General features: G+C 69.9%; 8 protein-coding genes. 3 read left to right on the forward strand and 5 right to left on the reverse strand.

Annotated features, from left to right (window positions below; genetic code table 11):
• Positions 1–5: 5 nt before the first annotated feature.
• The 3 genes from glyS to CSC71_RS03785 all read left to right on the forward strand — a co-directional run bounded on the left by glyS (position 6) and on the right by CSC71_RS03785 (position 7917).
• Entirely contained in the window at positions 6–2081 is a 2076-nt protein-coding gene (gene glyS, locus CSC71_RS03775) for a glycine--tRNA ligase subunit beta (RefSeq protein WP_162373018.1), read from the forward strand.
• 131 nt (positions 2082–2212) lie between these two features.
• Entirely contained in the window at positions 2213–3979 is a 1767-nt protein-coding gene (locus tag CSC71_RS03780; protein ID WP_425501915.1) for an autotransporter assembly complex protein TamA, read from the forward strand.
• A gap of 125 nt (positions 3980–4104) precedes the next feature.
• Entirely contained in the window at positions 4105–7917 is a 3813-nt protein-coding gene (locus tag CSC71_RS03785) for a translocation/assembly module TamB domain-containing protein (RefSeq protein WP_162373107.1), read from the forward strand.
• Between the two features lie 25 nt (positions 7918–7942).
• Here CSC71_RS03785 and CSC71_RS03790 read toward each other — a convergent pair whose 3' ends face one another.
• From CSC71_RS03790 to CSC71_RS03810, 5 genes are all read right to left on the reverse strand, one after another.
• Positions 7943–9520 (reverse strand): glycoside hydrolase family 43 protein, encoded by a 1578-nt coding sequence (locus CSC71_RS03790; RefSeq protein WP_162373020.1) that lies wholly within the window; start codon positions 9518–9520, stop codon positions 7943–7945.
• 92 nt (positions 9521–9612) lie between these two features.
• On the reverse strand, positions 9613–10119 hold the full coding sequence (locus tag CSC71_RS03795; RefSeq protein ID WP_162373021.1) for a hypothetical protein: 507 nt from the start codon (positions 10117–10119) through the stop codon (positions 9613–9615).
• 104 nt (positions 10120–10223) lie between these two features.
• Positions 10224–11351, reverse strand: a complete 1128-nt coding sequence (locus CSC71_RS03800) for a sialidase family protein (RefSeq protein ID WP_162373022.1) — start codon at positions 11349–11351, stop codon at positions 10224–10226.
• A gap of 134 nt (positions 11352–11485) precedes the next feature.
• Positions 11486–13375: a tRNA uridine-5-carboxymethylaminomethyl(34) synthesis enzyme MnmG gene (mnmG, locus tag CSC71_RS03805; RefSeq protein WP_162373023.1), complete on the reverse strand. Its 1890-nt coding sequence runs from the start codon at positions 13373–13375 to the stop codon at positions 11486–11488.
• A 573-nt stretch (positions 13376–13948) separates the two neighbouring features.
• The gene (locus tag CSC71_RS03810) at positions 13949–14545 is read right to left on the reverse strand and encodes a hypothetical protein (protein WP_211367842.1); all 597 of its coding nucleotides are present in this window, start codon (positions 14543–14545) and stop codon (positions 13949–13951) included.
• Positions 14546–14604: the final 59 nt, after the last annotated feature.

Below are 14604 nucleotides of genomic sequence, written 5' to 3' on the forward strand. Positions count from 1 at the left end.
TTTCCATGGATCCGAAAACGCAACCGCTCCTGATCGAACTCGGCACCGAGGAGCTGCCGGTCAAGGCGCTGCCGGGACTGGCGCAGGCCTTCTTCGACGGCGTGATCGCCGCGCTGGAAAAGCGCGGCATCGCGGTCGAACGCGGCGACGCCAGGCCGCTGTACACGCCGCGCCGCCTCGCCGTGTTGCTGCCGGGCGTCGCGCTGGAGCAGCCGGAACAGGCTTCGGAAGTGTTCGGCCCGTACCTCAACGTCGCGCTCGACGCCGAAGGCAAGCCGACCCGGGCGCTGGAAGGCTTCGCCGCCAAGGCCGGCGTCGACTGGACGCAGTTGCAGAAGACCAGCGACAACAAGGGCGAGCGCTTCGTGCACCGCGCGGTCAAGCCCGGCGTGCTGACCATCGACCTGTTGCCAGACGTGCTGCGCGAGGCGGCCGCCGCGATCCCGGTGCCCAAGCCGATGCGCTGGGGCGGCAACGACTACGGCTTCGCCCGCCCGGTGCACTGGCTGGTGCTGCTGTTCGGCAAGCAGGTGGTGCCGGCGGAACTGCTCGGCGCGAAGTCCGACCGCATGAGCCAGGGCCACCGCTTCGAGCACGACAAGCCGGTGTGGCTGAGCCAGCCGGAGGACTACGTCGAATTCCTGCGCGGCGCGCGCGTGCTGGTCGACCCGGACGAGCGCCGCGCGCGCATCGTCGCCGAGGTCGAGGCCGCGGCTCGGCAGGTCGGCAGCGACGCGCGCGTCACCGACGACAACCTGGAACAGGTGGTGTGCCTGACCGAGTGGCCGAAAGCGGTGCTGTGCAGCTTCGAGCCGGCGTTCCTCACGGTGCCGCAGGAAGCGCTGATCGAGACGATGGAGGTCAACCAGAAGTTCTTCCCGGTGCTGCGCGACGGCAAGCTGACCCAGTACTTCATCGGCGTCGCCAACATCGAGTCGCGGGACGAATCCGAGGTGCGCAAGGGCTACGAGCGGGTGATCCGCCCGCGCTTCTCCGACGCCAAGTTCTTCTTCGACGAGGACCTGAAGCAGGGCCTGGCGTCGATGGGCGGCGGGCTGAAGTCGGTCACCTACCAGGCCAAGCTGGGCACGGTCGCCGACAAGGTGCAGCGCGTGGCCGCGCTGGCCGAAACCATCGCCAGGGAAGTCGGCGTCGACCCGGCGCAGGCACGCCGCGCGGCGGAGCTGGCGAAGAACGACCTGCAATCGCGCATGGTCAACGAGTTCCCGGAACTGCAGGGCATCGCCGGCCGCCACTACGCGCTGGCCGCGGGCGAGCCGAAGGAAATCGCGCTGGCGATCGACGAGTCCTACCAGCCGCGCTTCGCCGGCGACGACATCGCGCTGTCGCCAGTGGGCAAGGTCCTCGCCATCGCCGAGCGCCTCGACACGCTGGCCGGCGGCTTCGCCGCGGGGCTGAAGCCGACCGGCAACAAGGACCCGTTCGCGCTGCGGCGCAATGCGCTGGGCCTGGCGCGGACGGTGATCGAGAGCGGCTTCGACATCGGCATCCCATCGCTGCTGGCAAAGGCCAACGAAAACCTCGCCGCGAAGAACGTGCAGGCCGACGCTGGCGAAATCTACGACTTCATCCTCGACCGCCTGCGCGGCTACTACGCCGACAAGGGCGTGCCGGCGACGCACTTCAACGCCGTCGCCGAGCTGAAGCCGGCGTCGCTGTACGACTTCGACACCCGCCTCGACGCGATCGGCCAGTTCGCGACGCTGCCCGAGGCCGAGGCACTGGCCGCGGCCAACAAGCGCATCAACAACATCCTGAAGAAGGCCGACATCGAGATTCCACATGCGGTCGACCGCGCGCTGCTCGGCGACCCGGCCGAAGCGGCGTTGGCCGAAGCGGTCGAGGCCGCGATCGGCGACACCGACGACGCCCTGCACCACCACGACTACGTCAAGGTGCTCGGCCGCCTCGCGCAACTGCGCCCGCAGGTCGATGCATTCTTCGACGGCGTGATGGTCAACGTCGACGACCCGAAGATCCGCGCCAACCGGCTCGCCCTGCTGCGCCTCCTCGCCGCCCGCTTCGGCGCGGTCGCGGCGATCGAACACCTGTCGGCGTAACCGCAGGAGCGGCCTGGCCGCGGCCGTTGTTCGCGACGGCCCCGGCGCGGCTCGCGCCGCTCCTGCAAAAACTTACCCGCGCATCATCCTTCGTTAACCCGGTTCATCACCCGCCCGGTATGCTGGCGGCCATGCGCCTCGCCACCCTCGCCACCCTGGCCGTCCTGTTCTGCATCGCCGGCCCGGCGGCCGCGGCGGGCACGATCGACAAGGTGGTGGTCGAGGGCATCGACGACGAGCTGATGATCGAGAACATCAATGTCGCGCTGACGCTGAACCAGTCGCTCGGCAGGCGCCTGGGCGAGTCGCGGCTGGAATACCTGCTGAAGGAAGCGGAGGCCGAGGCGCGCGAGGCGCTGGAGCCGTTCGGCTACTACTCGCCGACCATCACCATCGACGCGCCGCGCGGCGCCGCGAACGCCGAAGGCCGCATCGACGACCACATCGTCGTCACCGTGCGCGTCCAGCTCGGCGAGCCGGTACGGGTGCGCCATTCCGACATCCGCGTCGAGGGCGAAGGCGCGGACGACCGCTACCTGCAGGAGGACATCGCCGCGTTCGCGCCGCAGCCCGGCGCGGTGTTCGACCACACCACCTACGAAGCCAGCAAGCTCAAGATCGTGCAGCGCCTGGCCGAGCGCGGCTACCTCGACGCCGACTTCCTCGACCGCAAGGTCGAAGTGACCCGCGCCGACAGGGCCGCCGACATCCAGCTGAGCTGGATCAGCGGCATCCGCTACGACATGGGTCCGACCACCTTCCACCAGGACTACTTCGAGCCGGGCCTGCTCGAGCGGCTGGTGTACTGGGAAGAAGGCAGCTACTACCACCAGGGCAAGCTGGACCGCCTGCGCCAGTCGCTGGTCGGGCTGGACTACTTCAGCAGCATCGACATCCAGCCCGACCCGGACAACGCGGTCGACGGCCGCGTGCCGATCGAAGTCACCCTGACCCGCGCCAAGCGCACCATCTATACCTACGGCATCAGCTACGGCAGCGAGAGCGGCCCGGGCGTGCGCACCGGCGTCGAGCGGCGCTACGTCAACTCGCGCGGGCACAAGCTGTCGGCGCAGCTGGACTACGCGCAGAAACGCAAGCAGCTGACCACGCTGTACCGCATCCCCGCGTTCAAGTGGCTGGACGGCTGGTACGGCATCGGTGCGACGCTGTACGACGAGCAGACCGACTACATCGACACGCGTCGGGTCGAGTTGTTCGCCAGCCGCAGCGGCGAGGTCAACGAGCACCTGACCGCGAACGTCTCGCTGCACACGCTGCGCGAACGCTGGCGCTACGGCGAGCCCGGCTACCAGTACGCGTCGCTGACCTATCCCGAAATCGGCGCGCAGTACGTCAACGTCGACGACCGCCTGTTCCCGCGCAAGGGCGTGGTCGCCAGCGCGGCGGTCCGTGGCGGCGTCGAAGGCGTCGGCTCCGACGCCAGCTTCGGCCAGTTGCACCTGGCCACGACGTGGCACTTCGGCATCGGCGAGGTCGACCGCCTGCTGCTGCGCGGCGAGGCCGGCACCACCCTGACCAACGACCTGTTCGCGATGCCGCCGAGCCTGCGCTTCTTCGCCGGCGGCGACCGCAGCGTGCGCGGCTATGCGTTCCGCGAGGTCGGCCCGCGCCTCGACAACGGCTACGCGGTCGGCGCCAAGCACGTGCTGACCGGCAGCGTCGAGTACGAGCACTACTTCGGCGGCGGCCCGTGGGGCATGGCCGCGTTCGTCGACAGCGGCAGCGCCTTCGACGACACGCCCGACTTCAAGACCGGCATCGGCGTCGGCGCGCGCTGGCGCTCGCCGATCGGGCCGGTACGCGTCGACATCGCGCACGGCCTCGACGATGCGGATTCGGCGGTGCAGCTGTACCTGAGCATCGGGGTGGGCCTGTGAACCTGCCGGCGGACCGCGACCAGTCCGGCCGCAGGCTGTGGCGACGGCGGCGGCCGGCCGACGACGTCAGCCCGGAAGAGCGCGAGGCGCGCATCGCCGAACTGCGCGCGCGGCGCAAGGCGCGCATGCGCGTGCTGGCGATCCGCAGCGCGATCGGCACCACCGTCCTCGTCGCCGTGCTCGGCATCGGCCTGTACTGGCTGCTGCAGACCGTGGCCGGTCGCGACGTGCTGCTGGCGCAGATCGTCGCGCGGCTGCCGGTCGGTTCGTCGTTCACGTGGAAGGAAGTCGAAGGCCCGCTGGCCGGCCCGCTGACGCTGAAGGGCGTCGATTTCCGCTACGAGAAGATCCATTTCACCGCCGGGCGCGTGTACCTGGACGCGGACATCCGTCCGCTGCTGGGCAAGCGCCTGCGCCTCGACGCGCTGCAGGTGAGCGACGCCACGCTCGACCTGCCGGAAAGCGACGAGCCGTTCAAGCTGCCGATCTGGCCCGACGACGTGCTGCCGAAGATCGAACTGCCGCTGGCGATCCAGGCCGACGCGCTGCAGATCGACGGCTTCCGCCTGAGCCGCCAAGGCGAGCCGCTGATCGACATCGCGCGGGCGCGCGGCGGCATCGACATCGGCGACGGCTACGCGAAGCTGGAGAAGCTGGCGATCGACAGCGACCGCGGCCGCTTCGCCGTCGACGGCGACTACGAACCGCGGCGCCGCTACCGCACCGACCTGGTCGCCACCGGCGTGTTCCCGGCGCCGCGCGGGCGCACGCCGGCGCGGCTGGGGCTGGTCGCGAAGGGCGACCAGTCGCGCATGCTCGCGGCGCTGGCCGGCAGCGCGCCGGCGCCGGTGCGGATCAGCGTCGTCGTCGACGGCGCGAAGAACCCGGACTGGCATTTCCGCGGCGACACCGAATCGCTGGACCCGGCCCTGCTCGGCCTCGTCGACGACAGCCTGCCGCTGGCGTTCCGATTGCGGGCCGACGGCCACGCCGGCACCGCGCAACTGCAGGGTCGCCTCGAAGGCGCGGGTCATGCCGCCGAGATCGAGCCGTCGCGGCTGCGCATCGACGACGACAAGGTGCTGACCGTCGAGCCGCTGGCGCTTCGCGCGCTCGACGGCCGCGCGGTGCTGCGCGGCACCGCCGATTTCGGCGACGGGGAGAACCCGAAGTTCCGCTTCGCGGTCAACGCGCGCGGGCTGCGCTGGGGCGGGGACCCGAAGAACGCCGGCGCCACCGACAGCGGCGCCATCGCCGGCGACGCCGATTTCGGCTTCGCCGGGCAACCGAAGGCCTGGGCCGCGATCGGCAAGGCCACCCTGGTGCGCAACGAACAGCAGGCGACGCTCGATTTCGACGGCCGCGGCGACGACGCGCACGTGGTGCTGCGCAAGCTGGTCGCGGCGATGCCGACCGGGCGGCTCGACGCGACCGGCGACGTCGGCTGGGCGCCGCGGCTGCGCTGGGACATCGACGCGAAGCTGGCCGGCTTCGATCCCGGTTATTTCCTGCCCGACTGGAACGGCGACCTGTCCGGCGCGTTCTCCAGCCGCGGCGCGGCGCGCGACGCCGCGAGCGGGCAGGCACCGGGCTTCGACGCGACGCTCGACGTACCGCAACTGCGCGGCACGCTGCGCGCCCGCGCGCTCGATGCGCACGGCAAGTTCGCGCTGCACGGCGATGCCGGCGAAGGCGAAGTGGCGTTGCGCCTCGGCGACAGCCGCGTCGACGCGAAAGGCAAGGTCGGCGCCACGCTCGACGTGGCCGCGCAACTGCAACCGCTGCACCTGGCCGACCTGCTGCCCGACGGGGGCGGCACGCTCGCCGGCACCCTGCGGCTGACCGGTGCGCGCACCGCGCCGGACATCGACGCCGACCTCGACGGCGATGGCCTGAAGTGGGGCGATTACGCCGCCGGGCGCCTGGGCCTGCACGGACGCCTGCCCTGGCGCGGGGCCGGCCCGGGACGGAACGATGGCGACCTGCGCGTCGAAGCCAGCAACGTCGTCGCCGGCCTGGCGCTGGACAGCGTGCGCCTGCATGCGCGAGGCGCGGCCGAAGACCTGGCCTTCGACGGCGAGGCGCACAGCGCCAGCGTCGGCAGCGCGTCGCTCGCCGGCAGCGCGTTGAAGCGCGGCGCAAACTGGCAGGGCACGCTCGACGCGCTGCAGCTGGCACCGGGCAAGGGCGGCGCGTGGGCGCTGCAGCAACCGGCGCGCTTTGCGCAGAACGGCGCGGCCTGGTCGCTGTCGTCGAGCTGCCTGGCGACCCGCGAGAATGGCGGCGGTTCGCTGTGCGTGCAGGCCGACTGGCCGCGCAGCGGCCTCAGCGCGCACGCCGACGCGCTGCCGCTGACCCTGGCGCAGCCGTGGCTGCCGAGGAACGCCGGCCGCGACCTCGGCCTGCGCGGCGAGATCCGGCTCGACGGCAGCTTCGCCCCGCGCGGCAATGCATGGCAGGGCGAACTGCACCTGGCCTCGCCCGACGGCGGCCTGAAGCTGGGCGCGTCGCAGCGCGAGGTCATCCGCTACGACAACTTCACCTTCGACGCGACCTTCGACCCGGCCGCGATCAAGGGCCGCCTCGGCACCGGCTTCAAGGGCGACGGCTACGTCGACGCGACCTTCGCCACCGGCTGGGACGACTTCTCGCCGCTGCAGGGCAACCTGTACTTCCACAATTCGCGGCTGTTCTGGCTGGAACTGTTCTCGCCCGACCTGGTGCGTCCGCGCGGCGTGCTGGCCGGCCACGTCGCGGTCGCCGGCACGCGCGGCAAGCCACTGCTCAGCGGCGAGGCGACGATGAAGGAGTTCACCGGCGAACTGCCGTCGCTGGGCATCGAACTGGCCGACGGCAACGGCGCGCTGACCGCGCTGCCCGACGGCAGCGCGCGGATCCGCGCCGATTTCCGCACCCAGTCCACCACCGGCGGCGCCACGCCCGACGACGGTCGCCTGAACGTCGACGGCAGCCTGTCGTGGCTCGACGACAGCGCGCCGCTGCGCTTCGCCGTGCGCGGCGAGAACGTGCTGGTCTCCGACACCACGCAGCTGCGCGCGGTGGCCGCGCCCGACCTCGGCGTCGAACTGGCCGACGGCGTGATCCATGTCGGCGGCAAGGTCGCCATTCCCAGCGCCAACATCGACATCGAGAAGCTCGACGCCGGCGTATCCGCGTCGGAAGACGTGGTGGTGCTGGACCCGGTCGATCCGGCCCGCGCGCCGAGCTCGCGCCTCGACCTCGACCTGGCGCTCGCGGTCGGCGACGCGGTGAAGCTGAAGGGCTACGGCCTCGACGGTTCGCTCGCCGGTACGCTCAACGTGCGCTCGCGGCCGGGGCGGCCGATGGCGGCGACCGGGCAGCTGAACGTGGACGGCCGCTACACCGCCTACGGGCAGAAGCTGCAGATCACCGAAGGCCGGCTGGGCTGGAGCAACGACGCGATTTCCGATCCCGACATCAGCCTGCGCGCCGAGCGCGAGGTGGCCAGCGCCGACGTCACCGCCGGCATCCACGTCACCGGCCGCGCGTCGCAGCCGCGCGCGCGGATCTGGTCGGACCCGGAGCTGCCCGAATCCGAGGCGCTGGCCTACCTGGTGCTGGGACGCTCGTTGAACAGCGCGAGCTACAGCGAGAGCCAGCAGATCAACGCGGCGAACTCGGCGCTGTCGGCCGGCGCCGGCCTGCTGGCCTCGCAGCTGGGCGCGAAGATCGGCCTCGACGAGGCCGGCGTGCTGGAATCGCGCACGCTCGGCGGCAGCGTGTTCGGCGTCGGCAAGTACCTGACGCCGAAGCTGTACGTCAGCTACGGCGTGTCGATGATCGGCGCCGGCTCGGCGGTGACGCTGAAGTACCTGCTGCGCAAGGGCTTCGACATGGAAATCGAGTCGAGCAACATCGAGACGCGCGGCTCGCTGAACTGGCGCAAGGAGAAGTGACCCGGGTCCGCCCGCCGCACGGGCTTCAATCCGCGTCCAGTTCCCGGTATTCGAACCACGCGAAATCCGCCGGCTTGCGCGCGCCGGACAGGTCCTGGCAGGCCATGCCGACGAAATTGCCGGTGAATCCGCACGGCACGGCGTGTTCGTCGCTGAGGATCGACGCATCCTGCTCCCAGCCGGCGGCGTGCCAGTCCCCGCCGGCGGGCGAATAGAAGAAGCGGATACGCCCGCCGTCGATGGCGAGCTTCAGGCAGACCGACTCCCAATCGTCGAGCGGATACTGCTTCTCGATCAACTCGCTGACCACGCCCTTCTCGCATTTCATCAGGCCGAGGCACCGCCGCGAATGCGGCGCATGGGTCAGGTACAGGTAGTAGAAGCCGTCGGTGTTGTAGAACGCCACCAGCCCGGCCATCTGCTGGAAGTTGTCCGGATGGAACTCCACGCAGGTGGACGCTTCGACATGGAAGGCCTGCTGGCGCCGCGCCACCAGGCTTTGTTCGAACCGCGAAACGATGCTTTCGCGACCGTACAGGCGCAACCGGCCCTTGCGCGCGGCGAGGCTGGCGATGCCGTCGAATCCCACCCGCGGCGACATCCAGTGCGGCGGCAGGCGTTCGCCGTCGAACACCTCGCGTACCGGTTGCGCCGGCCACGGGTGCGCCGGCAGTTGCGGCACGGCGACGCGGTCCCGCGGTTCGCTGCCGCCGCCGGCGAGCCGCGGCCAGCCGTCCTTCCATTCGACCGGTTGCAGCGCGGTTTCGCGGCCGAGGATCGAACGGCCGTTGCCCAGCGGCCGCCGGCACAGGTGCGCGAGCAGCCAGCTGCCGTCGGCGTTCCGCACCAGGCTGCCGTGGCCGGCGGATTGCAGGCGCAGCCCCGGGTCGCGGTTGCTGCTGACCAGCGGATTGCCGGGCATGGCCTCGTAGGGCCCGGCGATGTCGCGCGAGCGCGCCACCGTCGCCGCGTGCGTCAGGAAGGTGCCGCCTTCGGCGACGAGCAGGTAGTACCAGCCGTCGACCTTGTACAGGTGCGGGCCTTCGACCAGGCCAAGCTCGGTGCCCGCGAAGATGTTGCCGACGGGGCCGACCAGCGACTGCTTCGCGGCGTCGTATTCCTGCAGCAGGATGCCGCCGAAGGCGTTGTGGCCGGGGCGATGGTCCCAGAGCATGTTCACCAGCCACTTGCGGCCGTCGTCGTCATGGAACAGCGACGGATCGAAGCCCGAGCTGTTGAGGTAAACCGGCTCGGACCACGGCCCTTCGATGGACGGCGCGGTCACCAGGTAGTTGTGCGCGTCCTTGAAGCTGCCGGCCCAGTGGCGGACGACGGTGTAGATCAGGAAGAACGTGCCGTCGCACCAGCTCAGGCACGGCGCCCAGATGCCGCCCGAGTTGGGGCAACCGCGCAGGTCCAGTTGCGACTGGCGCGCCAGCGGATTGGCGATGGCGCGCCAGTACACGAGGTCGCGCGAATGCGCGATCTGCACGCCGGGGAACCATTCGAAGGTCGAGGTGGCGATGTAGTAGTCGTCGCCGACGCGCAGCAGGCTGGGATCGGGATGGAACCCGCGCAGGACGGGATTGTCGACGATGGGCATGGGTGCGGTCCGGCGCTGGCGACGCGCGCAGCGTAGCAAGCGCCGCGCTGGTTTCAAACCGGCCGGGGACGAACATCCCCGGCCGTTTTCCGTTACTCCGCCAAGTAAGCGCGAACCTTCGGGTCATTCAGCAGCACCATAACGCTCTCCGCAATGCAGCCATTGAGGTCCTGCAGCAGCACGCCGCTACCGTGCGGTACGGTCTTCATGACGGTTTCACCGTTACCCAGCTTAGCCACGAACTTCAATTCGCTGTTCCAATAGAAGAACTTGTAGGTACTCTTGAGCGACTCGACCTTCAGTTCGATGGACTTTGACGCACCTGTCTCGGGCCGGGCCGCTTTGGCCAGTTCTGTCTGCGTCTGTTTCACCATGACATCGGTAATCGACCGCAGGTCCGACGACAACTTCGTCCCGCCATAGGAATAGACGATAACAGGTGCCGTGGACGACTGTGCATTGGCGGTTTCCACCTGCCCCTTTACGTTCACCGGTGGAATCAACCCATCGCGGAGCGGGTATTCGACCGGTGTATATGGAACTGTCCCGCACGCGGACAAAACCAGCGCTGCCGCCAGCGCGATCAATAAATGACGCATATCTCCCCTTTTCTGTTGCAGTATGGAAAGACGGCCGGTTGTTCATCCGACACGGCTCACCTGCTCATGGTTCCCCCATGCAGGCACCGCAATCATATCGCTGGTCAATGCGTGACGACCACACTGCCACGCAGCCGCGGCTTGCCTTCGGAGATGTCGGTCCAGACCAGATGGACCACATCGCCACGCAATGCCATTTGCGGGAAACCGGTCGCGCGGCCACGACCCTGCAGATCGGCGACGCGGACGCGGCCGATGCTGCGCCGCAGGTCCGGCGTGTATGCCGCCAGCCACAACGATTGCGCACTGGCGTCCTCGCGCAGCCAGGCGACCCAGACCGCTTCGTCGTCCGCGACGACCGCGGCCCGGCCCTGCACCGCATCGCCGCCTTCGATTTCCACCGGCGCCCCGAAACCGTCGCCCGCATCGGGCGAATGCGCCAGCAGCGCGCGCGGCCGGTCGTCCGCCGCCGTGTACCACGCCACCCAGGCGTCGTTGCCGCGCGCGGCCACCGACGGCCCGTTGACCGGGCAGGCCGGCATCCGCCACTGGTCGTCATGCACCTTGTGCGGCGACGTCCACGCCTCGCCATCGCGGCGCGCGACCACGATGTCGCGGATTTCGTTTTCGTCGCGATCGCGCCACGCCAGCAACGGTCCGCGCGACGTCCGCGCCATCGCGGTCTGGCAGCAATCGCAGGTGCGCGCGTCGAGTTCGCGTTCCGAAATGCGTTCGCCGGTCGCATCGAACAACGCCGTGCGCAAGGTCATCGCGCCGCCATGGCCTTCGTGCCCGCCATGCCCGCCGCCGGCCTTGCGTCCATCCAGCCAGGCGATGCCGAGCGCGCCATTGGCTTCCGGCCACATCGAAACGAAACCGTGTTCGCCGTGCACGCCATCGGTATTCACCAGCGTCGGCGCCGACCACGTCGCGCCTCGGTCGTCCGAACGCGACAGCACCACGTCATAGGCATGGCCCGTCGCCTCGGACTTGCGCAACCAGTGCGCCCACCAGGTTGCGCCACTGGCCGCGACGTGCGGCGTGTCGGCCCAATTGGCGACCCAGTCGTCGCCACGCGCGACTTCACGCGGTGTATCCCAAACCTTGCCGTCGAACTTCGACAACTTCAGCACGTGGCTGCCGCCTTCGCTTTCCATCCACGACAGCAGCAGGCCGCCATCGGATGCCTCGATCAGATCGGGCTGTGCCGACGGATTGGCGACTATTGGCAATTCCCACGGCTTCGCTTCAAGGCGAGTCGCAGCAGCGGCTGCATCGATCGTTTCTGTCGCAGGCCGCGGCGACTGCGCATCGCAGCCCACCAGAAGCAAGGCAGCGAAGATCGCACGACGCATGCGGGTCCGGTTCACGCCACCCGCGCGCGCCGCGCGCGTTCCAGGTGCACCAGCAGCAGCGAAATCGCCGCCGGGGTCATGCCGGGGATGCGCTGCGCCTGGCCGATGGTCTGCGGGCGCACGCGTTCCAGTTTCTGCTGCACTTCCGCCGACAGGCCGCGCACCGCGGCGTAGTCGAAGCCGTCGGGAATGACCGTACCCTCGTTGCGTTGCTGGCGCGCGATCTCGTCGCGCTGGCGGTCGAGATAGCCGGCGTACTTGACGCCGATTTCGACCTGCTCGGCAACCTTGGCGTCTTCGACCGCCGGACCGATGCCGGGCACCGACGTCACCTTCGCGTAGTCGAGCTCCGGGCGCTTGATCAGGTCGAGCACGTTGGTCTCGCGGCTGACCGCCACGCCGAGGACGGCTTCGACCTCGCGGCCCAGCGCATTGGCCGGCGTCGCCCACAGCGCGCGCAGGCGCCCGGCTTCGCGCTCGATCGCCTCGCGCTTGCGCGAGAACCTCTCCCAGCGCGCGTCGTCGACCAGGCCCAGCTCGCGGCCCTTTTCGGTCAGGCGCAGGTCCGCATTGTCCTCGCGCAGCTGCAGCCGGTATTCGGCGCGGCTGGTGAACATGCGGTATGGCTCGTTGGTGCCGTGGGTGATCAGGTCGTCGATCAGCACGCCGATGTAGGCCTCGTCGCGACGCGGCGACCACGCCTCGCGGCCCCGCACGAAACGCGCGGCGTTGAGGCCGGCGACCAGGCCCTGCGCGGCGGCTTCCTCGTAGCCGGTGGTGCCGTTGATCTGCCCGGCGAAGAACAGGCCGGCGACCAGCTTGGTTTCCAGCGAGGATTTCAGCCCGCGCGGGTCGAAGAAATCGTATTCGATCGCGTAACCGGGGCGGGTGATGTGCGCGTTCTCGAAGCCGCGGATGCTGCGCACCAGGTCGAGCTGCACATCGAACGGCAGCGAGGTCGAGATGCCGTTGGGATAGATCTCGGTGACGTCGAGGCCTTCGGGCTCGACGAAGATCTGGTGCGATGCCTTTTCGGCGAAGCGCACCACCTTGTCCTCGATGCTCGGGCAGTAGCGCGGGCCGATGCCTTCGATCTGCCCGGAATACAGCGGCGAGCGGTGCAGCGCGCCGCGGATGATCTCGTGGGTGCGTTCGGAGGTATTGGTGATCCAGCACGACACCTGGCGCGGGTGCTCGCGCACGTCGCCGACGAACGACATCACCGGCAGCGGATCGTCGCCGGGCTGTTCTTCCATCAGCGAGTAATCCAGTGTGCGCCCGTCGATGCGCGGCGGCGTGCCGGTCTTCAGGCGGTCGATCGCGAACGGGCGCTCGCGCAGGCGCGCGGCGAGCGTGGTCGACGGCGGATCGCCCATGCGCCCGGCGGCGAACTGGGTTTCGCCGACGTGGATCTTGCCGGCGAGGAAGGTGCCGGCGGTCAGCACCACCGCCGGCGCCTCGAAGCGCAGGCCGGTCTGGGTGATCGCGCCGCGCACGCGGTCGCCTTCGATGGCCAGGTCGTCGACCGCGGCCTGGAAGACCGTCAGGTTTTCCTGCGCCTCGACGATGCGGCGGATCGCGCTGCGATACAGCGCGCGGTCGGCCTGGCAGCGCGTCGCGCGCACCGCCGGGCCCTTCGACGCGTTGAGCGTGCGCCACTGGATGCCGGCGAGGTCGGCCGCATGCGCCATCGCGCCGCCGAGCGCATCGACTTCCTTGACCAGGTGGCCCTTGCCGATGCCGCCGATCGCCGGATTGCAGCTCATCGCGCCGACGGTTTCGACGTTGTGCGTGAGCAGCAGCGTGCGCGCGCCGCTGCGCGCGGATGCGAGCGCGGCCTCGGTGCCGGCATGGCCGCCGCCGATCACGATCACGTCGTAGCGATGGAAGTTGTCGTGCATGTCCGTCTTCGTCGTGCTGCCGGACGCGGCCGCGCCGCGCCCCATGATTTCGTGCCGCCACCCATGGCGCAATCCGGCCGGCTTCGCCCGGCCCGTGTCCGGCGCCGATCACGACCGCGTCGTGGCGATCAAGAAAGCCGTTCGTGGGCGGGCATTTTCCCACTGGGCCGGGGGTGCGCCAAACCGCCCCCGACCCGGCCCGCGGGAAAGTTGGCACGCTTCCTGCTTTATCCCTACAGCACCCGATGTGGCAAGCGACTCAGGGGCGCCAGCGCTGGACTTGGAACAGGGGCCAGCCATGCGCACGTCGGGGACGCCCGGGGGCCGGTAGTCGGGGGACTGCCGGCCCCTTTCTTTTTTCCGCCGCCAAAAGCGAAGCCCGGCCTGGGCCGGGCTTCGCCATGCATGGGCGCCGACGCCCGGCAGGGCCGGAACAGGGGGGATCCAGATTTCCCCGCCGGACGTCGACATGGACCGTTGTTGGCCGATTACGTCAAAAACCGACGCAACCGGTCACCGCGGGCAGAATAGCCTGCACCAACACCCCGTACAACCGCGGAAGCGCGACCGCGGTCAACGTTCCTCGTCGCGGGGAAGGGTCTTGCGGCGCATTTCGGCGCGGCTGGACGCCGGCAGCGACGGCCGGCGCTGGTTGCCGCTCGAAGCCCGCGGCACCGGCCGCGGCTGCGGGGCCGGCTGCATGCGCTGTGCCGGCGCCGGGCCCTGGCGGGAAGCGGTGCCCTGGCGGTTGTCGCCCGGACGCAGGTTGAAGCGCTGCTCGTTACGCGGGCGCGGCGGCGGATCGCGGTTCTGGTCGCCGCCGCTGTAGCCGCCCGGCCGGCGCCACGGCGGCGGGTTGTCGTCGCGGTCGCCCGACTGGTGGCCGTCGTGGTCGTGGCCACCGCCGTCGTGGCCGCCGGGGCGATGCGGCGGACGCGGGTAGTAGTTCGGATGGCGGTAGTACGGCGAGTAATACGGGTAGCCGTAGCCGTAATAGCCGTAGGAACCGTAGTAGCCGTACGGATAGTAGCCGCCGCCGTAGTAGTACTCGGTGTACGGGCGCCCGGAGTAGTAGCCGCCCGGCGCGCGCGCGCCGACGGTGTCGTAGGTGACGCAGCCGCTCAGCGCGGAAGCGGCGAGCGCGGCGGCGAGAAGGTGGCGGGCTTTCATGGCGTTCCCCCTGGGTACGGCGCATCCGCGCGATTGCGGATGCCGGCAGATTCCGGCCC

It is taken from the genome of Pseudoxanthomonas sangjuensis, from assembly GCF_010211755.1.
Taxonomy (GTDB): Bacteria; Pseudomonadota; Gammaproteobacteria; order Xanthomonadales; family Xanthomonadaceae; genus Pseudoxanthomonas_A; species Pseudoxanthomonas_A sangjuensis.

What these genes read in the sequence shown, in the direction of transcription:
- glyS (WP_162373018.1), top strand. Translation starts at nt 6, where the DNA reads ATGGATCCGAAAACGCAACCGCTCCTGATCGAACTCGGCACCGAGGAG.
- CSC71_RS03780 (WP_425501915.1), top strand. Translation starts at nt 2,213, where the DNA reads ATGCGCCTCGCCACCCTCGCCACCCTGGCCGTCCTGTTCTGCATCGCC.
- CSC71_RS03785 (WP_162373107.1), top strand. Translation starts at nt 4,105, where the DNA reads ATGCGCGTGCTGGCGATCCGCAGCGCGATCGGCACCACCGTCCTCGTC.
- CSC71_RS03790 (WP_162373020.1), bottom strand. Translation starts at nt 9,520, where the DNA reads ATGCCCATCGTCGACAATCCCGTCCTGCGCGGGTTCCATCCCGATCCC.
- CSC71_RS03795 (WP_162373021.1), bottom strand. Translation starts at nt 10,119, where the DNA reads ATGCGTCATTTATTGATCGCGCTGGCGGCAGCGCTGGTTTTGTCCGCG.
- mnmG (WP_162373023.1), bottom strand. Translation starts at nt 13,375, where the DNA reads ATGCACGACAACTTCCATCGCTACGACGTGATCGTGATCGGCGGCGGC.
- CSC71_RS03810 (WP_211367842.1), bottom strand. Translation starts at nt 14,545, where the DNA reads ATGAAAGCCCGCCACCTTCTCGCCGCCGCGCTCGCCGCTTCCGCGCTG.